24 protein-coding genes are annotated in these 23646 nt (G+C 73.1%); 11 read left to right on the top strand and 13 right to left on the bottom strand.

Features of this window, described 5'->3' with window-relative positions; all coding sequences use genetic code 11:
- Nucleotides 1-18: 18 nt before the first annotated feature.
- Entirely contained in the window at nt 19-882 is an 864-nt protein-coding gene (locus ACWDLG_RS21635) for a hypothetical protein (protein ID WP_449922419.1), read from the top strand.
- Here the strand turns inward: ACWDLG_RS21635 and ACWDLG_RS21630 are convergent.
- The gene (locus ACWDLG_RS21630; RefSeq protein ID WP_449922417.1) at nt 861-1208 is read right to left on the bottom strand and encodes an MmcQ/YjbR family DNA-binding protein; all 348 of its coding nucleotides are present in this window, start codon (nt 1206-1208) and stop codon (nt 861-863) included. The genes ACWDLG_RS21635 and ACWDLG_RS21630 overlap by 22 nt on opposite strands.
- Nucleotides 1209-1260: 52 nt before the next feature.
- Here ACWDLG_RS21630 and ACWDLG_RS21625 point away from each other — a divergent pair, with 52 nt between their 5' ends.
- On the top strand, nt 1261-2295 hold the full coding sequence (locus ACWDLG_RS21625; protein ID WP_449922415.1) for an NAD-dependent epimerase/dehydratase family protein: 1035 nt from the start codon (nt 1261-1263) through the stop codon (nt 2293-2295).
- 84 nt (nt 2296-2379) lie between these two features.
- On the opposite strand, the gene ACWDLG_RS21620 is transcribed toward ACWDLG_RS21625, so the two are convergent.
- Genes ACWDLG_RS21620 through ACWDLG_RS21610 form a run of 3 tightly spaced genes read right to left on the bottom strand, consistent with a single transcriptional unit; the run spans nt 2380 to nt 7895 of the window.
- Complete coding sequence (locus tag ACWDLG_RS21620) at nt 2380-2850, bottom strand: DUF6789 family protein (protein WP_449922413.1); 471 nt, start codon at nt 2848-2850, stop codon at nt 2380-2382.
- Between the two features lie 24 nt (nt 2851-2874).
- On the bottom strand, nt 2875-4140 hold the full coding sequence (locus ACWDLG_RS21615; RefSeq protein ID WP_449922411.1) for a M1 family metallopeptidase: 1266 nt from the start codon (nt 4138-4140) through the stop codon (nt 2875-2877).
- Nucleotides 4131-7895 carry a Pls/PosA family non-ribosomal peptide synthetase gene (locus ACWDLG_RS21610; RefSeq protein ID WP_449922409.1) on the bottom strand — a complete coding sequence of 1255 codons (3765 nt, stop codon included), beginning with the start codon at nt 7893-7895 and terminating at the stop codon, nt 4131-4133. Before ACWDLG_RS21610 ends, ACWDLG_RS21615 begins: the two co-directional genes overlap by 10 nt.
- Before the next feature lie 119 nt (nt 7896-8014).
- Here ACWDLG_RS21610 and ACWDLG_RS21605 point away from each other — a divergent pair, with 119 nt between their 5' ends.
- Nucleotides 8015-8836, top strand: coding sequence for a class I SAM-dependent methyltransferase (locus ACWDLG_RS21605; protein WP_449922407.1), 822 nt, complete (start codon nt 8015-8017; stop codon nt 8834-8836).
- Nucleotides 8837-8842: 6 nt separating this feature from the next.
- On the opposite strand, the gene ACWDLG_RS21600 is transcribed toward ACWDLG_RS21605, so the two are convergent.
- A complete protein-coding gene (locus tag ACWDLG_RS21600) occupies nt 8843-9259 on the bottom strand; it encodes a hypothetical protein (RefSeq protein WP_449922405.1) in 417 nt (138 codons plus the stop codon).
- A gap of 74 nt (nt 9260-9333) precedes the next feature.
- Between ACWDLG_RS21600 and ACWDLG_RS21595 the strand changes: the two genes are divergently transcribed.
- Nucleotides 9334-10563, top strand: coding sequence for a lanthionine synthetase LanC family protein (locus tag ACWDLG_RS21595; RefSeq protein ID WP_449922403.1), 1230 nt, complete (start codon nt 9334-9336; stop codon nt 10561-10563).
- A gap of 9 nt (nt 10564-10572) precedes the next feature.
- Here the strand turns inward: ACWDLG_RS21595 and ACWDLG_RS21590 are convergent, their stop codons facing one another.
- A complete protein-coding gene (locus tag ACWDLG_RS21590; protein WP_449922401.1) occupies nt 10573-11988 on the bottom strand; it encodes an AAA family ATPase in 1416 nt (471 codons plus the stop codon).
- A 136-nt stretch (nt 11989-12124) separates the two neighbouring features.
- On the opposite strand from ACWDLG_RS21590, the gene ACWDLG_RS21585 reads away from it, so the two are divergent.
- A complete protein-coding gene (locus ACWDLG_RS21585) occupies nt 12125-12646 on the top strand; it encodes a hypothetical protein (protein WP_449922399.1) in 522 nt (173 codons plus the stop codon).
- A gap of 16 nt (nt 12647-12662) precedes the next feature.
- On the opposite strand, the gene ACWDLG_RS21580 is transcribed toward ACWDLG_RS21585, so the two are convergent.
- The gene (locus ACWDLG_RS21580) at nt 12663-13409 is read right to left on the bottom strand and encodes a nucleotidyltransferase domain-containing protein (RefSeq protein WP_449922821.1); all 747 of its coding nucleotides are present in this window, start codon (nt 13407-13409) and stop codon (nt 12663-12665) included.
- Nucleotides 13409-14095 (bottom strand): nucleotidyltransferase domain-containing protein, encoded by a 687-nt coding sequence (locus ACWDLG_RS21575; RefSeq protein ID WP_449922397.1) that lies wholly within the window; start codon nt 14093-14095, stop codon nt 13409-13411. Before ACWDLG_RS21575 ends, ACWDLG_RS21580 begins: the two co-directional genes overlap by 1 nt.
- A 145-nt stretch (nt 14096-14240) precedes the next feature.
- Here ACWDLG_RS21575 and ACWDLG_RS21570 point away from each other — a divergent pair, with 145 nt between their 5' ends.
- The 3 genes from ACWDLG_RS21570 to ACWDLG_RS21560 are packed head-to-tail and all read left to right on the top strand — an operon-like array spanning nt 14241 to nt 16963.
- A complete protein-coding gene (locus ACWDLG_RS21570; protein ID WP_449922395.1) occupies nt 14241-16046 on the top strand; it encodes an AMP-binding protein in 1806 nt (601 codons plus the stop codon).
- A gap of 40 nt (nt 16047-16086) precedes the next feature.
- The gene (locus ACWDLG_RS21565) at nt 16087-16719 is read left to right on the top strand and encodes a LysE family translocator (protein ID WP_449922394.1); all 633 of its coding nucleotides are present in this window, start codon (nt 16087-16089) and stop codon (nt 16717-16719) included.
- A gap of 10 nt (nt 16720-16729) precedes the next feature.
- A complete protein-coding gene (locus ACWDLG_RS21560) occupies nt 16730-16963 on the top strand; it encodes a hypothetical protein (protein WP_354921242.1) in 234 nt (77 codons plus the stop codon).
- 16 nt (nt 16964-16979) lie between these two features.
- Here ACWDLG_RS21560 and ACWDLG_RS21555 read toward each other — a convergent pair whose 3' ends face one another.
- A complete protein-coding gene (locus ACWDLG_RS21555; protein WP_449922392.1) occupies nt 16980-18131 on the bottom strand; it encodes an MFS transporter in 1152 nt (383 codons plus the stop codon).
- Nucleotides 18132-18143: 12 nt separating this feature from the next.
- Entirely contained in the window at nt 18144-18638 is a 495-nt protein-coding gene (locus ACWDLG_RS21550) for an FBP domain-containing protein (RefSeq protein ID WP_449922390.1), read from the bottom strand.
- 55 nt (nt 18639-18693) lie between these two features.
- On the opposite strand from ACWDLG_RS21550, the gene ACWDLG_RS21545 reads away from it, so the two are divergent.
- The gene (locus tag ACWDLG_RS21545) at nt 18694-18891 is read left to right on the top strand and encodes a TetR-like C-terminal domain-containing protein (protein ID WP_449922389.1); all 198 of its coding nucleotides are present in this window, start codon (nt 18694-18696) and stop codon (nt 18889-18891) included.
- Between the two features lie 19 nt (nt 18892-18910).
- On the opposite strand, the gene ACWDLG_RS21540 is transcribed toward ACWDLG_RS21545, so the two are convergent.
- Complete coding sequence (locus ACWDLG_RS21540) at nt 18911-19642, bottom strand: SDR family NAD(P)-dependent oxidoreductase (RefSeq protein WP_449922387.1); 732 nt, start codon at nt 19640-19642, stop codon at nt 18911-18913.
- Between the two features lie 83 nt (nt 19643-19725).
- Here ACWDLG_RS21540 and ACWDLG_RS21535 point away from each other — a divergent pair, with 83 nt between their 5' ends.
- Nucleotides 19726-20304, top strand: a complete 579-nt coding sequence (locus ACWDLG_RS21535) for a TetR/AcrR family transcriptional regulator (protein ID WP_449922386.1) — start codon at nt 19726-19728, stop codon at nt 20302-20304.
- 102 nt (nt 20305-20406) lie between these two features.
- Here the strand turns inward: ACWDLG_RS21535 and ACWDLG_RS21530 are convergent, their stop codons facing one another.
- Entirely contained in the window at nt 20407-22113 is a 1707-nt protein-coding gene (locus ACWDLG_RS21530) for an asparagine synthase-related protein (RefSeq protein ID WP_449922384.1), read from the bottom strand.
- Between the two features lie 166 nt (nt 22114-22279).
- On the opposite strand from ACWDLG_RS21530, the gene ACWDLG_RS21525 reads away from it, so the two are divergent.
- Complete coding sequence (locus ACWDLG_RS21525; RefSeq protein WP_449922382.1) at nt 22280-22750, top strand: pyridoxamine 5'-phosphate oxidase family protein; 471 nt, start codon at nt 22280-22282, stop codon at nt 22748-22750.
- A gap of 45 nt (nt 22751-22795) precedes the next feature.
- Here ACWDLG_RS21525 and ACWDLG_RS21520 read toward each other — a convergent pair whose 3' ends face one another.
- A complete protein-coding gene (locus ACWDLG_RS21520) occupies nt 22796-23557 on the bottom strand; it encodes an SDR family NAD(P)-dependent oxidoreductase (protein ID WP_449922381.1) in 762 nt (253 codons plus the stop codon).
- Between the last annotated feature and the right edge of the window lie 89 nt (nt 23558-23646).

Raw genomic sequence — 23646 nt, 5'->3', positions numbered from 1 at the left:
TCTGGTAGACATGGGCGGGTGCGAACCAAGCCCTGGGCGGCCGTGGCGGCCGCCGTACCCCTGCTCGCCGCGACCCCCGCGACCCTCGCGACGGCCGAGGTCCAGCCGAGGATCCCGCCGGGCACGACGGCCGCGTACGTGGTCTTCGACCGGGTGGCGGGGAAGATCGTCGCCCACCGCCTGGCGCACCGGGCCTTCAGGTCGGCCTCCGTGGTCAAGATCCTGATCGCGATCGACTTCCTGGAGCGGACGGCCCGGCCGGCGGGCCGCGACCTGGCCTCGCTCAAGATCATGCTGCGCTCCAGCGACGACGACGCGGCCTCGGCCCTGTGGGACAGGGGCGGCAAGGGGCAGATCATCACGCGGATGTCCAGGAAGCTGGGCCTGGCCGACACCGGCCCGCCGCCCGCCCACAAACCGGGCTTCTGGGGCTACACCTCGCTCAGCGCCTACGACGTCGCCAGGACCTACCGCTACCTCATGGACCGGGCCGACGCCAGGGTCCGCGACCTCGTCGTCGGACACCTGCGCCAGGCCACCCCCTGCGGCACCGACGGCTTCGACCAGTACTTCGGCATCCCGCGCGGCCTGCCGAAGCCGTGGGCGGTCAAGCAGGGCTGGTCGGGCTTCGGCACCGTGCCGCCGGTCAGGTGCTCGCCCACGGGGGCGGGCGGCGCGCTGGTCACACCGCGGACGCAGGTGCTCCGGCCGCTGGTGCCCGACCTCGGCAGGCCCGTCCTGCACACCACGGGCCTGGTCGGCGCGGGCGACCGGCTGATCTTCGTGCTGCTCACCGCGCACCCGGCGGGCGGCGGGTGGAACGACTCGGTCAAGCGCACCACGACCCTGGCGCGCGACCTCTACCGCAGCGTCTCCAGGTAGGCGGCGTAGACCTTCTTCGGCACGCACATCCGCCACGCCTCGGTCACCAGCTCGCGCATCTCGGGCACGTCGAGGGCGGCCATCCGCGCCTCCACCCAGTGGAAGCGCAGGTCGCTCTCGCGCGGCAGGAGGAATGTGCCCGGCTCGGCGGCCACCAGCGCCTCGCGCTCCTCCTTGGGGAAACCGAACCCCATGATCGTCTCGTCGCGGGAGAAGGCGACGTAGACGATGGAGCCCACCCGGAACTTCACCCGGTCGTGGATCAGGTGCTCGGAGGAGCGGGGCAGTCGCGAAGCCAGGGCGCGCACGTCGTCGACGGTGACCATCCAGCCAATCTAGCGCCGGTTTGATCCCTTGGCGCCGGGGCAGTCGCGGTTCATGAGAGTCATCGTGGTCGGCGCGACGGGCAACGTCGGCACCAGCGTCCTGCAGGCACTCGAGGCCGAACCCCTCGTCACCTCCATCGTCGGCGTCGCCCGCCGCCGCCCCCGCTGGAGCCCGGGGCCCAAGACCTTCTGGCGTGCCGCCGACGTGGCCGAGGAGGACCTGACCGCGGTGTTCGAGGGCGCGGACGCGGTCGTGCACCTGGCGTGGCTGTTCCAGCCGACCCGTGACCCGCTCACCACCTGGCGGGCCAACGTCCTGGGCAGCATGTCGGTCTTCCGCTCCGTCGCCCAGGCCAGGGTGCCCACCCTGGTCCACGCCTCCTCCGTCGGCGCCTACTCGCCCGGCCCCAAGGAGGACGCCGTGGACGAGTCGTGGCCCACCCACGGCTGGCCCCGCGCCGCCTACGGCAGGGAGAAGGCCTACGTCGAGCGCGTCCTCGACGTGTTCGAGCGCGACCACCCGGACATCAGGGTCGTCAGGATGCGTCCGGCGTTCATCTTCAAGAAGGAGGCGGCCAGCGAGCAGCGGCGGCTGTTCGGCGGGCCGTTCGTGCCCGGCCGGATGATGCGCCGCGCGCCTCTCATCCCCGACATCCCGGGCCTGCGGGTGCAGGCGCTGCACGCGGCCGACGCCGCCCAGGCCTACCGGCTGGCCATCGTCTCCGACGTCTCCGGGGCGTTCAACCTCGCCGCCGAACCCGTCCTCGGCCCTCCCGAGCTGGCCGGGCTGTTCGGTGCCCGCCTGGTGCCGATGTCGCCGTGGCTGGCCAGGACCGCGGTGGCGGCCGGCTGGCACGCCCGTCTCATCCCCGCCAGCCCCGGCCTGCTGGAGATGGCGCTCAACCTGCCCATCATGGACACCACCCGGGCGCGCACCGAGCTGGGCTGGCAGCCGGCGTACGGCGCCACGCAGGCGATGCGCGAGATGCTCGACGGCCTGGCGGAGGGCGAGGGCATGGACACCCCGCCCCTGGCGCCCGGCCACCTGCGCACGGAGTTCACGACCGGGGTCGGCGCCCGGCCGTGACGCCCGAGTAGACGCCCAGCAGACCCTCAAGAGATCCCCCGGAGATCCCCGAAGCCCGTGGGCCCTGGAGCCATGGCCGGGGTCTCACGGCGCCGGCGGCGTCTCCTGTTCCTGCGCCCGGCGGTTCCGGTGGCGCAGGGACGCGGCCAGCACCGAGCCGAACACGACATGACCGAGCGCCATCACCAGCTGCCGGCCGGGCTGGTCGCGATGGGCGGGCGGCAGCCGGGTCAGCGACGGCACCCAGCCCTCGTAGCTGGCCAGCCAGATCGCCAGCCCGTAGGCCACGCCGACCGGCAGCGGCGCCCCCCTGCCGCGGGTCACGAGCGCCAGCAGCGCGCCCGCGCCGGCGCCGAAGGCGTAGTGGGCCAGCACCGCCATCGGCTTCTCGCCCGGCTTGGGCCGGTGCGGATGGCCGGGCAGCAGCGCGCGAGTGATGTGCTTGGGCGGGTGCTCGCGCATCAGCCCCACCTTGTCGCCGGCGAGCATGACCGCGCTCATCGCCGTCGTGGCGGTCGTCCCGGCGAACGCACCTCTGACCAGTTGGCTCATCATGGAGTGCCGCCTGCCCTGGCCGGCTCAGCGGAAACGGGGGAGCGTCCTGCCGTACAGCCAGCCGGAGAACACCGGCTCGAGCGAGCGGGAGGTGTGGCGCTGCGCGTGGGCCACGAACGCCTCGGTCGTGACGGTGCCGTGACGGTGCTCGGAGGTCCACGCGCGCACCATCCCGAAGAACGCCGGATCGCCCATCTCCTCGCGCAGCCGGTGCACCGTGAGCGCCCCCCGCTTGTAGACACGGTCGTCGAACAGGCGGCGCGGGCCTGGATCGGCGAGCGTGAAGTCCTGCGGCATGACGGCCAGGTGCTGGTGCCAGCGCCTGGCGTGCGCGGAGGCGGGCTCGCCGCCCGAAGCCTCCGACCACAGCCACTCGGCGTAGGCGGCGAAGCCCTCGTGCAGCCAGATGTCGCTCCAGCTCCCGATCGTCAGGCTGTTGCCGAACCACTGGTGAGCCAGCTCGTGCGCCACCAGCCGCTCGAAGCCGCGCCTGCCGTCGACATGGTTACGGCCGAAGATCGACATGCCCTGCGCCTCGATCGGGATCTCCAGGTCGTCGTCGGCGACGACCGCGGTGTAGCCGTCGAAGGGGTAGGGGCCGAACCTGTCGCTGAACAGTGCCAGCATCTCGCCCTGACGGCCGAAGTCGTTCCTGGCGCGGGCGGCGAGCCTGGCGGGGCAGGCCAGCCCGTCACCGAGCTGGTAGCGGCCGATCTGCACGCTGGCCAGATACGTGGCCATCGGGTCGGTGCGGGAGAAGACCCAGGTCGTGTCGCCGCCCGAGCGCCGCTTGAGCACCATCGCGCCGTTGGTCAGCACCTGGTACGGCGAGGCCGTCGTCACCGTCATGGTGTAGGTGGCCTTGTCGCCGGGCCTGTCGTTGCACGGGAACCACGACGGCGCGCCGATCGGCTGGCTGGCCACCAGCGCGCCGTCGGTCAGCTCCTCCCAGCCCACGCCGCCGAACGGGCTGGAGACCGGCCGTGGCTTGCCCGCGTAGGAGACCTCGACGCCGAACGCCGTCCCGCCCTGGCGTACCCGGCCGAGCGGCACTCTCAGCTTGCCCGCCCGAACGGCGTGGCGGACGCGGACGCCGTCGACCTTGACCGCGTTCACCGTGAACGGGCCCAGATCGAGCGCCAGTTCGGTGACCGGCTCCGCGGCCTCGACCGACAGCGTGGCCAGGCCGGCCAGCCAGTTCGTCGAGACGCGGTAGCGCAGGTCGAGGTCGTAGTGCGTGACGCCGAAGCGCGGATCGCCGTGCCCGGGGAAGTAGGGGGTCACCGCCATGGCGAGATGGGGTTGCCGAACCAGCGCGTCCCCTCGGGCACGTTCTCTCCCCGCATCACCAGTGAGGCGGGGCCGACCGTGGCGTGCGCGCCGATCGTGGCGGCGGGCAGCACGACCCCGTGAGGGCCGAGTGTAGCGCCCGCGCCCAGCTCGACGGTGTCGATGCTCATGACGCGATCGTGGAACAGGTGCGTCTGCAGCACGCAGCCGCGGTTGACGCACGCGCCGTCGCCGAGGCTCACCAGGTCGGCTTCGGGCAGCCAGTAGGTGTGGCAGGAGACGCCGCGGCCGATGCGCGCCCCGAGCGAGCGCAACCACACGTTCAACGGCGCGGTGCCCAGCCACGGGTCGGCGAACCACGGCGCGGCCAGCACCTCGACGAAGTTGTCCGCCAGCTCGTTGCGCCACACGAACGAGCTCCACAGCGGCCGGTCGCCGGCGGTGATCCGGCCCAGCAGCGCCCACTTGGCCAGGCTCGCCACCGAGGCGGCCACGACGCCCGCCACCAGGAGCACCACGCCGCTCAGCAGGGCCGCGGCGGCCATGCCGTACCGCGAGGCGATCCACAGCAGGGTGCCCGCGCTCAGCGCGGCCAGCGCGGTCGTGCAGGTGGCGGGCAGCAGGCGGCACAGCTCGACCAGCGCGCGGGCGGCCTTGAGCCGCGCGGGCGGGTCGTAGGTGCGGCTGCGGTCGCCCTCCTGGCTGGTACGGCGCAGCTTCACCGGCGGCATGCCCAGGTAGGACGAGCCCGACTTGGCCTTCTTCGGCGTCGCCGACAGCACGCCGACCAGGCCGTCCTTGGGCACCTTGCGGCCCGCCGCGGTCATGCCGGAGTTGCCGAGGAAGGCGCGCTTGCCGATGCGGGCCTCGGCGATGCGCATCCACCCGCCGTCCAGCTCGTAGGGGGCGACCATGGTGTCGTCGGCCAGGAACGCACCGTCGCCGACCGAGGTCATGGACGGCAGCGCGAGCACCGTGGACAGCTCGGCGTCACGGCCCACCCTCATGCCGAGGGCGCGCAGCCATCCCGGGGTCAGGATGCTGGCATACAGGGGGAACAGCCACACCCTGGCGGCGGCCATCAGCCTGCCGGTCGCCCACGCCTGCCAGGCGGGACGGCTGTGCACGGGGTACCGGCCCGGGTGCAGGCAGATCGCCAGCAGCCGCACACCCACCAGCGTCACCAGCGCGTAAGCCGCCATCCCCGCGACCGTCGCCACGGGTAGCGCCCAGATCGTGCCGGCGGCCGTCAGAACCGCCAGCCCGGCGCCGACCCCGAGTGCGGGCAGCAGGCTCAGCGCCATGGCCGTCAGCGCGTACACGCCCACCCAGAATCGCGACCTGGGCGGCCGCTCCTCGACCTTGCGGGCCTTGCCCTGCCTGGTGGCGGGCACGCCCGCCCACCGCGTGCCTGCGGGGACCGCGCCCCTGACGGCCGAGCCGGGCGCGACCTGCGCATGCTTGCCGATCTTGGTGCCTGGCAGCAGCGTCGAGCGGGAGCCCACCGACGCGCCGGCGCCGATCCTGATCTCGCCCACGCGTACCTGGTCGCCGTCGTACCACACCCCGCTCAGGTCGACCTCGGGCTCGACGGAGGCGCCCCTGCCGATCCTGAGCATGCCGGTGACCGGCGGCGCCGAATGCAGGTCGGCGTCCGCGCCGACCTGCGCGCCCAGCAGCCTGGCGTACCACGACATCAGCGGCGCGCTGCCCAGGTCGGGCAGCCCCAGCCTGGCCGCGAACTGCTCGGCGAACCACAACCTGACGTGGACGGCCCCGCCACGCGGATGGCGCCCCGGCGTGAGGCCGCGCAGCACCAGCCGGGCGACGGCCGCCGACAGCACGAGCCGGCCCGGCGGCGACAGCAGCACCAGCGCGCCCGCCGCGACCCACCACCACGACAGCACCGGCGTCCACAGCAGGTTGGCCAGCGCCGCCACCACGACCAGGAAGCGCAAGCCCGTCACGGTCATCAGTGGCACCATGAGCGCCGCCTGCGCCAGCGAGGCGCGCACCGGCATCGGTGCGATCTCGCGCGCCGGGCCCTGGGCCTCCTGCGGCTCCTCGTCGCCCAGCAACGCCACGAGCGCGCCGAACGTCGAGTGCTCGTAGAGGTCGGCGACGGTCACCTCGGGATGGCGGACGCGCAGCGCCGACACCAGCCGGGCCGCGGCCAGGCTGCCGCCGCCCTCGGTGAAGAAGTCGCTCTCGGGACCCTCGGGCGCCACGCCCAGCACGGCCGCCCACTGCTCGGCCGCCCAGCCGCGCTGCGCCTGCCGCCGGGGCAGCGGCCACGGCAGCGCGTCACGGTCGATCTTGCCGGAGGTCCGGGTCGGCAGGTCGTCGACGATCGCCAGCCTGGGTACGAGCGCTGCGGGCAGCCGGTCTTGCAGCAGGTCCCTGGCCTCGGCCGGGTCGAAGCCGTCCGCCACGACGAGGTAGCCGACCAGGAGCTGGCCGCGCACGGCCGCGGCCGCGCCCGCCACGCCCGGCAACGCCTGAAGGGCCGCGTCCACCTCGCCGAGTTCGATGCGCCGCCCGCCCAGCTTGACCTGCTCGTCGGCGCGACCGGCGAAGACCAGCCCCTCGGGTTCGGCACGCACGAGGTCGCCGCTGCGGTAGGCGCGCTCCCAGCCCAGGCTGGGCAGCGGCGCGTACTTCTCGGCGTCCTTGACGGGGTCCAGGTAGCGGGCCAGGCCGACCCCGCCGATGATCAGTTCGCCGGTGCCGCCCATCGGGACGGGCTCGCCCCGCTCGTCGACGACCGCCAGGTCCCAGCCGTCCAGCGGCAGCCCGATCCTGACCGGGCCCTCGCCGGTCATCAGCGCGGCGCTCGCCACGACCGTGGCCTCGGTGGGGCCGTAGGTGTTCCAGACCTGCCTGCCGGGCACGGCCAGCCGTGCCGCCAGTTCGGGAGGGCAGGCCTCGCCGCCGAAGATGAGCAGGCGGACCTCGTCGAGCGTCTCGGCCGGCCACAGGGCCGCCAGCGTCGGCACCGTCGAGACGACGGTGATGCCGTGGGCGACCAGCCACGGGCCGAGGTCCATGCCGGTGCGCACCAGCGATCTCGGGGCGGCGACCAGGCACGCGCCGTGCCGCCAGGCCAGCCACATCTCCTCGCAGGAGGCGTCGAAGGCCACCGACAGACCGGCCAGCACGCGGTCGCCCGGACCGAGCGGGCGGTCGGCGAGGAACAGGCCGGCTTCGGCGTCGACGAACGCGGCGGCGTTGCGATGGGTGACCGCCACACCCTTGGGTTTGCCTGTCGAGCCCGAGGTGAAGATGATCCACGCGTCGTCGTCGATCGCCGGCCTGCCGCCCCGCGCTCCTGAGGCGGGCTCGCCGAACACGGTGACCTTGTCGGTGACGACCGCGCGCACGTCCGCCTCGGAGAAGACCAGCTCGGCCCGCTCGTCGGGATCGTCGGCGTCCACCGGCACGTAGGCCGCGCCCGCGGTCAGGACGGCCAGGATCGTGACGTAGAGGTCGATCGTGCCCGACGGCACCCGCACGCCCACCCTGTCGCCGCGCTGCACCCCCGCCTCGGCCAGCTCGCCGGCCAGCCGCGCCACGCGCGCGCCGAGCTCGCGGTAGGTCACCGAGACCTCCCCGTCGTCGAGCGCGGGCGCGTCGGGGTGGGCCGCCGTCGTGGTGTCGAGGATGTCGAGCAGGGTGCGCGGCGGCGGCGCCGAGCGGCCCGCGGCGTAGACGGCGCGGGTGGCGAGCTCCTGCTGGGCGACCACGGACAGTAACAAGGCGCAACTCCTGAGATCGACGGCAACAGGACGCAACGTGGCATTGTGCTGCGCTATTCCCTGGTCCATGAGGCTTCTTCCGATACTGTCTCGCGATATGAGACATATGTTCTCGTAATATGGGAATACCGATAGTGTGCGACACCATGAACGCCGTCTACACCCACGGTCACCATGAGTCGGTGCTGCGCTCCCACCGCTGGCGCACCGCAGAGAACTCGGCCGCCTACCTGCTGCCGCATCTGAAGCCGCACATGAAGGTCCTCGACGTCGGCGCCGGGCCCGGCACCATCAGCGCGGACCTGGCCGCCCTGGTCGGCCACCTGACCGTCTCGGAGGTCTCCACCGAGGCGCTGGAGCTGGCCAGGGCGGAGGTGACGGCGCGCGGCCTGACCAACGTCGACTTCGCCGTCGCCGACGTGCACGCGCTCGACCATCCCGACGACACCTTCTGCGTCGTCCACGCCCACCAGGTGCTGCAGCATGTCGGCGACCCGGTCCAGGCCCTGCGCGAGATGCGGCGCGTCACCAAGCCGGGTGGATACGTCGCGGTCCGCGACAGCGACTACGCCGCCTTCGCCTGGTATCCGAGACTGCCGGAGCTGGATTCCTGGATGGAGCTCTACCAGCGGGTCGCCAGGGCCAACGGCGGCGAACCCGACGCCGGGCGGCGGCTGCTGTCGTGGGCCCGCGCGGCCGGTTTCACCGACATCACCGCCACCTCCTCCACCTGGTGCTTCTCCACCGAGGAGGACCGGCGCTGGTGGGGCGGGATGTGGGCGGAGCGCATCCTGCGCTCCGACATGGCGCGCCAGGCGCTGGCGTCGGGCGCGGCTACCGAGGCCGACCTGCGGCGCATCTCGGACGGCTGGCGCGCATGGGCGGACTCGGCCGACGGCTGGATCTCGATCCTGCACGGCGAGCTCGTCTGCCGTGCATGAACGGCGTTAGACGCCCAGCGTGCGGGCCCTTTCCCAGGCCGGGTCGCGATGCAGCACCACCTCGGTGCCGTCGAGGAGCTCGTCGGGGGCCGACACCATCACGATCTCGCCCGCGGCCTCCAGCTCCAGGAGCAGGTCGCGCACCCGCGGACCCACGGGCAGGCGTCCGGCGGGCAGGTCGAGCATCGCCCTGACGGTGTCGGCGACCTGCGACAGGTGGAAGGGGCCGCGCGCCTGCCGTACGAGGTCGCGGACGACGGGCAGCGTGATGAGCTGCTCGGCCTCGAGATGGGCCAGCTGCCAGATCAGCTGCTCGCGGCGGCGCCCGGTCCCCGCGCACGCCCGGCACGCGCGGGTCACGCCGGGCACGATCTCCTCCTGCGCCGAGCCCAGGCAGGCGGTGCACATGTCATCGTTCGTCATCGCCCACACTGTACTAAACCACATTAAACCTATTGGGTTTGCGGGTTATTGGGTGCGGTGGGAGACTGATGGTCATGAGCCCGATCGAGGCCCCTGTGCAGGCCGCCGTCGCGGCCGCGCAGTGGATCCGCGCGTGCGCCGTCGACGACGCCCGGGGCCGCCACTGGCACGCAGGCGAACGCGCCGCGCTTCCGCACCGGCCCGCCTCGCTCTACTCGGGCGCGGCCGGCATCGTGCTGTTCTTCCTCGAGCTGGCCGCCGCCACCGGCGACGACTCCTACCTGGAGGACGCCGCCGAGGGCGCCCGCTACCTGGCCGCCGTCTGGCCCGAGCAGCGCGACCCCACCTTCCACGACGGCCTGGCCGGCGTGGTGTTCGCGCTGGCCGAGGCGGGCTGGGCCATCGACGACGCCTTCACCGTCGCCGCCGCGCGCGCCGCCGACCGGCTGGCCGCCGCCGGCCCTGCCTGGACGGGCGATCCGTGCCAGCGCTGCGACGGCGGCATCATCCTCACCCTGCTGCACGCCGCCGCCCTGCTCGGCGAGCCCGCCTACGAGCGCGTCGCCGTCGAGGCGGGCCTGCGCGTCGCCGACCTGCCCGTGCCGGGCCACCGCTTCGGCGCCGAGCCGCCCGCCGACCTGCCCGTCGACGCCGTCACCCCCGGCTTCCTGTCCGGTACGGCCGGCACCGCCTTCCTCCTGGCCCGCCTCCACGCGGTGACCGGCGACCGGCGCTTCCACGACGCGGCCGCCAGAGGCGCCGGCTTCGTCAAGGCGATCAGCGAGGTCAACGGCTCGTGCGCGCTGGTGCCCCACCACCTCCCGCAGGGCCGCCACCTGCACTACCTCGGCTTCTGCTCCGGCTCGGCGGGCGTGGCCAGGATGTTCCACGAACTGGGCGACGACGACTGGGTGGAGCGCCTGGCTCACGGCATCCTCTCCAGCGGCGTGCCGTACCGGCGCACTCCCGGGTTCTGGGAGGTCATGTGCCAGTGCTGCGGCGCGGCCGGGCTGCTGGAACTGTTCGTCGGGCTGTGGGCGGCCACCGGCGAGCAGGCGTACCGGGCCTTCGCCCTGACGCTGGGCGAGCACCTGGTCGGCGCGGCGCGCGAAGGCCGGTGGTGGCAGGCCTACCGCAGGCTGCGGCCCGCCGAGATCACCGCCGACACCGGCTACATGGTGGGCGCCGCCGGCATCGGCGCGGCGCTGCTGCACCTGGACGCGGCCGAGCGCGGCGACAGCCGCAGGCTCATCCTGCTGCCGGACAACCCCTTCCCGCTGACGGTGTGGTCGGGGCTGTCCTGACCTGGGCGGTCAGCAGAACCGCGAGGCGGTCCTGGCCTGCCGCCCGTCGCCTCCCGCGCCGAGCAGGGAGCGGGTCAGCGCCTGCTCGTCGCCCGACATCGCCGCGAAGGCGGCGTCGAAGTGCGTGTCGGTCAGCGCGTGCTCGCTCGACCTGATCGCCAGCAGGATCACCCGGCGCAGCAACTCCTTGACGAAGGCCGCCGTCACGCCCTCGGTCGCCGCGACCACCTTGGCGACGTCCGCCTCGACCGGCCGGTTCCTGGCGTACAGGCGGATCAGCCGCTCCCTGTCGGCCCCGGACGGCGGTGGCACCTCCACCGCCAGATCCACCCGGCCGGGCCGCTGCACCAGCGCCTTCTCCAGCGTCTCGACCCTGTTGGTGGTCAGCACGAACGACACGTCGGCGTCGCCGGTGATGCCGTCCATCGCATCCAGCAGCGAGAACAGCAGCGGCGAGGTCTCGAAGTGGCTGCGGTCCTCGGCGATCAGGTCGACGTCCTCGATCACCACGATGGACGGCTGCAGCTTGCGGGCCAGCGCGACGGCGTAATCGAGGTGGCGCATCCCGGGGCCCGACATCAGGATCGCGGTGTGCTCGCGCAGCCTGCCCACCAGGTAGCGCACGGTGTGGGTCTTGCCGGTGCCGGGCGGGCCGTACAGGAGCAGGCCCCTGCGCAGGTGCTGCCCGGCCTCGATCAGCTGCTCCTTCACCGCCGCGATGCCGACGACGTGGTCCTCGACCGCGGCGAGGCGCCCCTCCGGCAGCACCACCTCCTCGGCCGCCAGCTCCGGCCTGGGCAGGAAGGTGAGCAGCTCGTTCTCCTTGTGCTCGCTGAAGCCGAAGCTCATCACCTGGCCCCTGAACGGGTCGTGCCGGCGCTTGAGCCGTTCGATCTCGTCGCGCGTGGCCGAGGCGGCGGTCCTGGAGGAGGACAGGACGGTCAGCATCGAGTGCCCCTGGTAGTCGTCGACGCTGGTGACCACCAGCACCACGGGCGTGCCGTCCGGCGCCCGGCTGGCCACCATGCCGAGCTGGACCACCTCCATGCTCTCGGCGGGCCCGACCGGGGCGCTGCCGTAGTCGGGCCTGCCGAGCAGGCGGCTGCCGTCGCGCAGGGCGTAGAGCAGCATGTTGATGACGCTCTCCCAACGGCGTTCGCCGCCCATCACGCCGAACCACTCGGCACCGGGGGAACGGGCGGCCAGATAGCGGTCCGTGCCGGCCTGCAGCCCGGCGTGCTCCCACAGGCGGTACTTCGCCTCCACCACGACCGCCTCCGACAGCGAGCAGCCCAGATGCCCGGTCACCCTGGCGACCAGCGGGGAGGCGGCGTTGTCCTCGACGATCCTGGTGGACACGGCGTCGTAGACCTTGGCGAGGCTCACGGCGAGCGCCTGGGCGGCGCGGTGATCGAGATCAGTCACCCGCACACTGTCGCAGGCTCCCGCCGGCATGGCATGAGTAGCCCGTACTCACCCGATCACATCGGCGCCCGCGTGAACCAGATGCGCGATGTGGTCATCAAACCGGGAAAAGGACTCATGACGACGGAGGATCACCATGACGCACACGGTTGCCACGAGGCTGGGCCGCTCGCTGCTGGTCGCCGCGCTCGCCGGCGGGGTGCTGCTGGCGGCGGCGCCTGCCGCCACCGCCGAGCCGGCCCTGCGCGCGGGGGAGAAGCTGGGCCCGTCCGGCTTCGGCGGCGTCCGGCTGGGGATGAGCGCCAAGGAGGCCAGGGCCACGGGGGCGATCGTGCCCAAGACGCGGGGTGGCAGCTGCTCGGGCTGGGACCTGAAGGCGCACCCATCCGGCCAGGACCGGGTCGGGCTCTACATCTCCAAGAAGCTGGGCGTGGCCGTGATCTTCGCGCCCGAAGGGGTCACGACGCCCCAGGGCATCGGCCTCGGCTCGACCGGCAAGCAGCTGAAGGCGGCCTACCCCAAGCTGAAGCGGGCCGCCAGCGGCTTCCCCGTCGTCAAGGTCCCCGGCAACCCGAAGGCCTCCTACTACTTCCTGCTGTCCGACGACAAGATCTACGAGATGGGCCTGGTGCTCACCGACCAGGACTGCGTCAACTAGGGACCGGCCAGGAGCGTCAGGCTCGCGGCGACAGGCCGGCGAGCCGCGCCCGCACCACCAGGTCGTGCAGGGCCTCGCCCGCCGTGGCCGCCTCGGGCAGGCGCGAGGCCTCACGCTCACGCTCCAGGCGCGCCGTCATCCGCGCCACGTCGTCGGCGGCCGACGCCAGCGCCGGCGCGGGCCCGTGCTCGGCCTCCCGCTTGGCCGCCACCAGCTCGGGCAGGTAGGCGGGGCCGTACTCCAGCAGCCTGGTCAGGTCCGTCTCCAGGGTTCCGGTCCGCATCAGGTGGATGCCGGTGGCCAGGACCCTGAAGGTGTACAGCAGCGGCTTGAGCTCGCCGGTCCTGCCGAACAGCCGCCACTGGGTGCGCGCGAACCCCAGGTAGTGGTGGGCGTGGTTGCGGGTCACGCACGCCGGGGCGAGCGCGACCAACTCCTCGTGCACCGGCGAGGAGAGCACCACCAGCGGGGACAGCAGCTGCTCCAGCACGTACCCGTTGCGCCGCAGCAGCAGCCCGCAGAACTTCACCAGGTCGTGCGTGACCAGGTCGACCTCGACCCCCGAACGGGTCCACGACCTGTCGATGGTCTCCCGGCCGACCCGCAGCCCGACGACCTGCTCGACCGGCAGCACGTGCACGCCGCGCAGGTCGACGTCGGAGTCGGCCGAGGGGAACCCGTACAGGTGGGCGCCGCTGACCGTCGCGAACGCCAGCGGGTACGGCTGCTCGCCGGCCACCTCGGCCAGCCAGGAAGGAAGCATCACAGGCCGGCCCTCCGCACCTCGACCAGGAACTCCTCGACCGTCGCGCGGTCGGCCGCGGCGGGCAGCACGCTGTGCGGCGCCGCCCGCTCGAAGGCGGACATCAGCGCGGCGCGCCACTCCGACAGCTCCTCCCACGACAGCCGGCCCTCACGCACGTCGAGCAGCCGCCGGCGGTGGGCGCTCATGTCGACCAGCGGCGAGCCGTGCTCGACCAGGTGGATGCCGCTCAACAGCAGCCTGATCATGTGCATGGCCTGCTTCCACCTGGGGGCGGCCGGGTCGAGCCGGCGGAACTGCGCGTCGGCGTACCGCGCGAACGTGGCGTGGGCCCGGCGCGACAGGAACGCCCCGCGCAGGTCCAGCAGCCGCCGGCCCATCGGGGTGACCACCTCGGCCAGCGGCGACCACAGCGTCTCCAGCACCGTGGGGTTGGCCTCCAGCGCCAGCGCGCAGAACCGCTCCACCTCCCACGAGAACTGCTCGGCCAGCGGCCCGTCACGGTGGGTGGGCGGCTTGTCCAGCCGCCAGAACGCCTCGGTGGGCGCCACGAAAACGCCCCTTCTGTCGGTGTCGGAGGCCGTGGTGTGGAGCCCGTAGGCCCGCGACCCGACGATCACCGACAGGATCAGGTCGTCCCCGCCCAGCTCCTCCGGCCCGCGGCCCGCAGCGGTGTCGTCGTCCAAGGGGCACCTCCTCGCCGGGCACGGAAAATCTTGATCGTGCACCCTACCGCCCGGTCTCGGCTGGTGTCGCCCGGGATACGGCCCCGTCCCGCCGACACGCCCCGGAGGGTTGCGCCTGCCCGCCCCGCCCTGATCTGATCGATGGGTGAGCGAGCTCGACTGGGGCGCCGCCGCCCGCGCGATCACCTGGGACGTCGAACCGCGCACCGTCTTCGCCGACGGGCGCTGGTTCCCCGACGGGCGGCTCAACACCTGCTTCAACGCCCTCGACCGGCACGTGGCCGCCGGCCGGGGCGAGCAGGCCGCGCTCATCTACGACAGTCCCGTCACCGGGGTCAAACGCACCTACACCTACGCCGGGTTGCGCGACGAGGTGGCCAAGGCCGCGGGCATGCTGCGCGAGCTGGGGGTGGGCAAGGGCGACACGGTCGTCGTCTACATGCCGATGGTGCCGGAGGCGGCCGTCGCGATGCTGGCCTGCGCCAGGCTCGGCGCCGTCCACTCGGTGGTGTTCGGCGGGTTCGCCGCGGCCGAGCTGGCCGTCCGCATCGACCACGCCAGGCCCAAGGTCGTGCTCAGCGCCTCGTGCGGGATCGAGGTCAGCAGGGTCGTGCCGTACGCGCCGCTGCTGGAGGCGGCGCTGGAGCAGGCCGCCCACCGGCCCGACGCCGTCGTCGTCCTGCAGCGGCCCGAGCATCCCGCCGAGCTGGGCCGAGGCTGGCACGACTGGGCCGGTTTCGACAGCGAGCCTGCCGGTTGCGTGAGCGTCGCGGCGACCGACCCGCTCTACGTCCTCTACACCTCCGGCACCACCGGAGCGCCCAAGGGGGTGCTGCGCGACAACGGCGGCCACGCCGTCGCGCTGCACTGGAGCATGTCGCACATCTACGGGGCGGCCCCCGGCGAGGTCTTCTGGGCCGCCTCCGACGTCGGCTGGGTGGTCGGCCACTCCTACATCGTCTACGGGCCGCTGCTGGCCGGATGCACCAGCGTGCTGTACGAGGGCAAGCCGGTCGGCACCCCCGACCCGGGGGCGTTCTGGCGCGTGGTCGCCGAGCACGACGTGCGCACGCTGTTCACCGCGCCCACCGCGATCCGCGCCATCAAGAAGGAGGACCCGGAAGGGGCCTACCTGCGCAAGCACAACCTGCGCCATCTGTTCCTCGCCGGCGAGCGGCTGGACCCCGACACCTACCACTGGGCCACCGGCCTGCTGGATGTACCGGTGATCGATCACTGGTGGCAGACCGAGACCGGCTGGCCGGTGGCCGCCAACTGCGTCGGCATCGAGACCCTGCCGATCAAGCCGGGCTCGCCCACCAAGCCCGTTCCCGGCTTCGACGTGCGCATCCTCGACCCCGACGGACGCGAGTGCCCGCCGGGCGTCGAGGGCGCCGTGGTGATCAAGCTGCCGCTGCCGCCGGGCTGCCTGCCCACCCTCTACCGCGACGACGAGCGCTTCCACGCCGCCTACCTGTCGCGCTTCCCCGGCTACTACCTGACCGGCGACGGCGGCTACATCGACGACGACGGCTACCTGTTCGTCATGGGCCGCACCGACGACGTCATCAACGTGGCCGGCCACCGGCTGTCGACGGGGGCAATGGAAGAGGTCATCTCCGCGCACCCCGACGTGGCCGAGTGCGCGGTGATCGGCGTCGCCGACGAGCTGAAGGGTCAGCTGCCGCTCGGTCTGGTGGTGCTCAAGGCGGGGGTGAACCGGCCCGAGCACGAGGTGGAGGCTGAGCTGGTCGCCCTCATCAGACAGCGGATCGGCCCAGTGGCCGCCTTCCGCAGGGCGGTGGTCGTGGCCCGGCTGCCCAAGACGCGGTCGGGCAAGATCCTGCGCGGCACCATGCGGGCCATCGCCGCGGGCGACGACTACCCGGTGCCCTCGACGATCGAGGACCCGGTCGTGCTGGAGGAGATCGCCGGGGTGCTCGGCCGGTAAAGGCGTTGCCGTCCCGGAGCGGCGACGTCAGGATCGGGACATGTATCTGATCGCTTTCATCGGAGCGTGCGTCCTCGTGGCGATGGTGCCGGGGGTGAGCACCGCGGTCATCCTGCGCCAGACGATCAGGTCGGGCAGGGGCTCGGGGCTGGCGGCCACGCTCGGCAACGAGACGGGCATCCTGCTGTGGGCGCTGGCCGCCGCCTTCGGCCTGTCGGCGCTCGTGCTGGCCTCCGAGCTGGCCTACGACGTCATGCGCCTGGCCGGCGCGGCGGTCCTGATCTGGATGGGCGTGCAGTCGCTGCGCCGCAAGCACCCGGGTGACCTTCCCGGTGACCTCGCCGGGGAGGTCACCGGGGTCAAGGCCGTCGACGGGTGGCGCAGGTCCTATCTGGCGGGGTTCGGCACGTGCCTGGCCAACCCGAAGGCGGCGGTGTTCGCGATGTCGTTCCTGCCGCAGTTCGTGCCGGAGGGGCAGGACGTGCCGCTGACGCTGGTCACGCTCGCCGTGGTGTGGGTGCTGGTCGACACCCTCTGGTACGGAGCCGTCATCTGGGCGGTGGCCAAGGCCAGGGCGGTGCTGGGGCGGCCCGCCGTACGGCGCCGCCTGGAGCAGGTCTCCGGCGTGGTACTGATCGCGCTGGGCGTGCGGCTGGTGGCCGAGGCCAGATAGCGTGGTCGGTATGACGGACGACCTGGCCACCCTGGTGCGGCAGACGGAGGACGACGATCCGCTCCTGGCGCTGCGGGCCACCGCGGCGCTGCGCCGCGAGATCGAGCGCATGGAGGCGGTCCAGGTGCGCAGGGCCCGCAACAAGGGGCTGGCCTGGTCGGTGATCGCCGAGGCGGTCGGCGTGACCAAGCAGGCCGTCCACAAGAAGCACGGCGGGCGGGGCCTGCTCGGCGGAGGGGCGTAGCCACCCGGGCTCGAATCTACTTTGTAAAGGGCCGAGGGCGGAGTGACACCGCCGACGCCGACATGAACAGGCAGCAGGCGACCGGTATCGCCAGCGCGAGCGGCAGCCCGGCCAACTCGGCGACGCCGCCGATGATCACCGGCCCGAGCATGAGGCCGGCGTAGCCGAGCGTCGCGACCTGGGCGATCGCCGCCCCGGCCCGCGCGGGGTCGTGGTTGCCGGCCGCGGAGAACACCTGCGGCACCATGGTGGCCAGACCCAGGCCGAACAGGCCGAACCCGGCGATCGCCGCGACCGGCGCGGCCACCAGCAGCGCGAGGCCGAGCCCCGACGCGGCCAGCAGGCCCGACCAGCGCACCAGCGCGACGGGGCCGCACCACAGCGCGAGCCGGTCGCCGGCGAAGCGGCCCAGCGTCATGGCGGTGGAGAAGGCCGCGAACGCGATGGCCGCGAGAGCGGTCGCCGCGCCGAGCTCCTCGTGCAGGTAGACGGCGCTCCAGTCGCCCGCCGATCCTTCGCCGAGCAGCCCGGCGAAGGCCATCGCGCCCATGAACACCACCCGGCCGTGCCACCCGAACCCCGCCCGCCCGACCCTGCGCCGGTCTTGGCGGCCGGGCGCGGACGGCAGCAGCCAGGACCTCACCAGGACCGCGAGAGCCGCCAGGGGGACGGTGACCGCGGTGAAGGTGAGGCCGGGGGACAGCCCCAGCCACGCCGACAGCGCGCCGGCCGCGGCGCCGAGCAGCCCGCCCGCGCTGTACATGCCGTGGAAGGAGGACATCAGCGGCCGGCCGTAGGCGCGCTCGACCTCGACCGCGTGGGTGTTCATGGACACGTCGAGCGAGGCGTTGAGCAGGCCCCACACGAACAGGGTGCCGACGAGGACGGCGAGGCCGGGGGCGAAGCCGGCGGGGATCATCGCCAGGGCGCAGACCGCCCCCGCGGGGGCGACGACCCTGGCGCTGCCGAGGCGGTCGGTCAGCCGTCCCGCGAACTGCATCCCGACGACCAGGCCGACGGCGACGGCGAGCAGGGCCAGGCTGAGCTGCCCGTCACTGAGGTGCAGCGACTGCTTGACGGTCGGGATGCGGGCGGCCCACACCCCTGAGACGATGCCGAGCAGGGCGAAGGAGAAGCAGACGGCGATCCTGGCCCGGCGTGCGATCACGTTGCGAGTCTGTCAGACGAGCACCTTGGCGACGAAGTCCGCGAGCTTGCCGCGGGTGCGCTCGATCTGCTCCTCCATCGACAGCGACTCCTCCATCCTGCCGCCCGGGTCCGGGCTCTTCAGGCCGCGCACGTACAGCGAACAGGCCAGGTCGGCGCAGATGTGGACGCCGACGGAGTTGTTCTGCCGTCCCGCCTCGCCGGCCCTGCGCGCCGTCATCAGCGAGACGCCCGTGCCGGGGTGCGTCGTCAGGCACAACGAGCACATGCTGCGCTGCAGGAACCCGCGCTGCTGGGTGGGAAGCCTGAGCGCCACGCCGACGAGCCCGCCGTCGTGCTCGGCCACGATGTAGCTGCGCTCGGGCGCGCCGGGGTCGCGCCAGCCGAGGAAGTCCAGGTCCTCCCACGGCCGGTCGGTGAGATCACGTGGAACGGCCAGGCGCTTGGCCTCGCCTTTGGAACAATTGACGAACGACGCGCGAATGGCCTGTTCGGTGAGCTGTTTCATGCGTCGAACGGTACATTTTCCTAGGATCATTAGGCAAAACCTTTTAGGGATTCAGATGGGGCGTGCGATGCTGCGCGGCTACGGCCTGTCCGAGCCCGGCCTGACCGGCGCGGTGCACGTGGTGCGCAGCGCCTTCCACGGCTTCGTGAGCCTCGAGGCGACCGGCGGCTTCGGCCATCCGCGCGATGTCGCGGCGTCGTGGGAGCGCGCCATCGGCGCCGTCCACGCGATGCTGGAGCGCCGGCCCGGCTGATCGGGACCGCTCAGGCGGTTCAGGCGGTGGTGCCCGCGTCGACGGTGACGGCGGCGCCGGTGATGTTCCTGCCGCCTTCGCCCGCCAGATGGGCGACCGTCGCGGCGATGTCGCGGGGGTCGCAGTAGCGGCCCAGCGCGGTGTACGCGCGCTCCTGCTCGGCCTCGGGGCTGTCGGCCGGGTTCATCTCGGTGTCGGTCGAGCCTGGGTGGACGAGGTTGACGGTGATGCCGCGCGGGCCCAGGTCTCTTGCCAGCCCCTTGGTCAGGCCGATCAGCGCGGACTTGCTCATCGCGTAGAGCGTCCATCCGGGGTAGGGCACCCGCTCGGCCAGGCTGCTGCCGATGCTGATGATCCGCCCGCCGCTTCCCATGTGCCTGGCGGCGGCCTGGGCAAGGACGAACGCGGCGCGCGCGTGGACGGCCATCGTGGTGTCGACCTCCTCCAACGTCACCTGCTCCAGCGGGCCGAACGGGGCGATGCCGGCGTTGTTGACCAGGACGTCGAGGCGGCCGAAGGCGGTGACCGTACGGTCGACGGCGGCGACCAGCTGGGTGGCGTCGGTGGCCGCCGCCTCCAGGGCCAGCCCGCGGCGCCCGGTGGCCTCGACGCGCCGGACGACGGCGGCGGCGCGCTCGGCCGAGCGGGCGTAGGTGACGACCACGTCGGCGCCGTCGGCGGCAAGCCTCTCGGCGATGGCGGCGCCGATGCCCCGGCTTCCTCCGGTGACGAGCGCGACTCTGTGCGGCATGAGTTCTCCTTATCCGGAACGGGTTCCGGTTGAGAGTAAAGCGGAACGGGTTCCGGTTGCAAGGGGTCCAGTAGCCTGTGATCGTGAACGCCGTCGCCAACCGGCGCGAGCGGGTCGACGCCGCTCGCAACCGGGTCAAGATCCTCACCGCCGCCGCCGGCATCGTGGCCGCGAAGGGCGTCGAAGGGCTGTCCATGGCGGAGGTGGCCGCGGCGGCTGGGGTGGGCGTCGGCACGCTCTACCGGCGCTTCGGCGACCGCTCAGGGCTGGCGTACGCGCTGATCGATGAGCGCGAGCGGGAGTTCCAGGAGGCGTTCCTCGAGGGGCCGCCGCCGCTCGGGCCCGGCGCCGCCCCGCCGGAGCGGATCCGCGCGTTCCTGCACGGCCTGACCGACAGGACGGTGGAGCAGCTGGACCTGCTGCTGATGGCGGAGACAGCGGCGCCGCTGGCCAGGTTCGGCGGCGCGTACGCCGCCCACCACACCCACCTGTCGATGCTCATCGCGCAGGCCAGGCCGGGTGCCGACGGCTACGTGCTGGCCGACGCGCTGCTGGCGCCGCTGGCCGCGCCGCTGCTGGCCCACCGGCTGCGGGCGTGCGGGGTGACGGCCGAGCGGGTGAAGGCCGGGCTGGACGACCTGCTGGCCGCCTTCACGACCTGACCGGCCGCCTGCTCGACTTGACTGGGCACCTGCGTGGCCTGACCGCCACCGTGCCGGACGGCGCCGTGCCCGCGGAAACCCGCGCACCGGCGCGTACCGGCCTCACAGCGCCGCCCGGGGCCGCTGGGCCCGCACGTGCAGCATCTCGCGGGAGGGGGGCAGCGGCCGGGTGGGGTCGGTGGCCAGCAGGCTCGCCACCGTGTACAGGTGCCAGACGAGCGGCGCCTTGGTGAGCCTGCCGCCCTCGAACAGCGCGGGCACCTTGTCCAGCCGCACGATCTGGCCGAGACCGGACGACGACGTGATCGTCCGCTCCAGTTCCCTGGCGATCTCCTCGCCGGGTTCGGCACGCCAGTTCCACGGCTTGGCCTGCCTGGACGGCAGCCGCTGCGCCCTGCTCCACAGCCGGGCGAGGCGCCCTTCGGACCTGAAGCGCCACTGCCCTCCCTCCAGCGGCACCGCCGCCAGCGCCGGCGCGAACATCTTGATCAGCTTGTGGACCAGGCGCTCCGAACGCCGGAACCCCGGATCGAGCGCGAGCGCGGCGGCGACCACCCGGTTGTCCAGGAACGGCTGCACGGGCGTCCCCCTGCGCAGCATGGCCGCGCGGGAGGCAGCGTGCCAGCGGCCCACCCGGAAGCGCAGATACAGGTGGTCGGGCACGTGCAGGGTGTCCGAGCGCCAGGCCAGCTCCTCGGCGTGGGCGTTGGCCGCGTCGGTGAACAGGGCGCGGTGGGCCAGGAACAGCGACTGGGTCCTGCGCCGCACCGCCTCCGGCGTGGCCTCCTCCATGCCCGACAGGTAGCCGCCGCGCAGGATCTCCCCGTTGTGCCCGCCCAGCGAAGGGCGCCGGCTGTAGGGGCCGTCGCCGGTGATGTTCTCGTAGGCCGACAGCATGCCCTCGCACACCCGCAGCACGTTCTGGACGCGGTCGGCGGGATGGGCCACCCGCAGCTCGCTGCGCGGCGTCAGCGACGGGGCCTGCACCTCGTGCTCGATGCCGAGCGCCGCGGCCACCTGGCGGGCCACCACCACGTCGGGGTGGTCGTCGAAGCCGGAGGTGACCGCGTGGAACGGGATCCCCGCCGCGTGCAGCAGGGCCGCGACCAGGCGGCTGTCCCTGCCGCCGGTGAGCGTCAGCCGTACCGGGTCGGGTGTCTGCAGCAGCGGCTCCACCGCTGCGAGCATCCCGGCGGCGACCCGCTGCGTCCCGGTACGGCTCTCGCCCTCGGGCAGCGGGTCGGTGGTGACGGTCAGCCGCTCGCCCGCGACCAGCAGGGAGGCGGGCGGCAGCGACCGGACGCCGGCGTAGGGCGTCTCCTCCGACAGGAAGTAGCCCTGGCGGGCGACCGACTGCAAGGCGGGCACGTCGTGGCGGACCTCGCCGAAGGCGGCCAGCCGTACCAGCAGGGCCCGGTTGCCTGCCACGTGGAGGTCGCCCGTCTGGGCGTAGTAGACCGGGTCGGCGGGGGCGAGCGACGTCGAGGCGCTGAACCCGTGCTCGCCGGCCCGGAAGAGGGCGAAGCAGCCCGGCTCGCCGGCCGCGGGGCCGTCCAGCGTGCGCGGGTCGCCCGGGTGGTGGCCCGCGACCGCGGTGACGCCGTCGGGGGTCGCGATCGGCGCCCAGTCCGGCTCGTTGGTCCAGGCCAGCAGGTGGACGCCGCCGTGCGAAGCCTGCCACTCGGCGGCGCGGACGCGCTCCGGCCTGACGGGGAAGGCCGCGCCGATCGCGTCCTTGGCCCGCTGGACGGCCTGCCGTACGGCCTCGCGCTGGTGCGGCTTCCCGGCCACGACAAGAAAGACCCTCATGATGCCCCCGGAGGTTGATGCCTTTCTAGGTATCCGCCGATGCGGCGTTCTGCTTTCGCACCCGGATGTCCGGACCGGTGGCGAGGGCGGGCCGATGCGGGCCGGGGTTCTGCGCGCCGGGGCAGGCCGCCCCGAACTGTCGGCGGCGGGGTGCACGATGGTCGGCATGAGTTCGTGGCAGGAATTCGAGAGACAGGCGCCCGGTCTGGCGGCGACGGTGCGGGCGCTGTTCGACGCCCACAAGCACAAGACGCTGGCCACCATCAGGAAGGACGGCTCGCCGCGCATCAGCGGCACGGAGGTCGACTTCAGGGACGGGGAGCTGTGGCTGGGGTCGATGCCGGGCGCGATGAAGGCGCTCGACCTGCGGCGCGATCCGCGGTTGGCGCTGCACGCGTGTCCGTCGCCGCAGGAGGAGGCGGATCCGTCCGCCTGGGCGGGTGACGCGAAGCTGTCGGGCAGGGCGGCCGAGGTCACCGATCCCGAGGTGGTGGCCGGGTTAGAGATGCCGGGTGAGGGGCCGCACCTGTTCCGGGTCGAGGTGAGGGAGGTGGTGTGGACCAGGGTGGAGGGCGATCAGCTGGTGATCGACATGTGGCACGAGGGCCGCGGCGTCCGGCAGGTGAAACGCCAGTAGCGAATCTACTTTGTAAAGGCGCCGGGACGGTGACCCGGGCTCGGGTCAGTGCACGGAGAAACCGCCGTCGACGTAGAGGCTCTGGCCGGTGACGAAGCCGACGGCGTCGCCGGCCAGGAAGACGGCCGCGCCCGCGAAGTCGGCGGGCACGCCGTTGCGGCCGACCATGTGGCGGGCGGCGAGCTCCTCGGTCCGTCCGGGGATCGCCTGGGCGGGCTCGGTGAGCGGGGTCAGCACGAACCCCGGGATGATCGTGTTCACCCGCACGCCGTACCGTGACCACGCCTCGGCCTGGGAGCGGGTCAGGCCGGCGATGCCCGCCTTGGCGACGCCGTAGACGCCGCTGTCGCCGAAGGCGCTGATCGTCTGCTGGGAGCCGATGTTGATGATCCGGCCCCAGCCCTGCTCGACCATGTGCCGGGAGAAGTGCTGGCCCAGCAGGTAGGGGGCGGTGAGGTTGACGGCGATGGTCTGCTCGTAGTCGGCGTCGGTGAGCTCGGCCATGGGCTTGCGGATGTTGTTGGCCGCGTCGTTGACCAGGATGTCGATGGCGCCCGCCTGCGCGCACACGCGGTCGACGTCGGCGCGCAGGCCGAGGTCGGCGCTGATCCACGAGGCCTTGACGCCGTGGTCGTGGAGTGCGGCGGTGGCCCGGCGCAGCTCGTGTTCCCTGCGGGCGACGATGGTGACCTCGGCGCCCGCGCGGCCGAGGGCTTCGGCGACGGCGTAGCCGATGCCGGAGCTGCCGCCGGTGACCAGGGCTGTTCGGCCGTGGAGGGAGAAGAGCTCGCGCAGGTAGTCGGACACGAGGCGACACGGTAGCACCCGGTCGGCCGCCGGTCGGCCGGCGCGTCCTCCTGTGGGCGTGTTCCGTGACAAGGGACTCCAGCGCCCGC

The sequence above is a fragment of the Nonomuraea sp. NPDC003727 genome (assembly GCF_053586935.1).
This window is presented reverse-complemented; position numbering and strand designations above follow the sequence as displayed.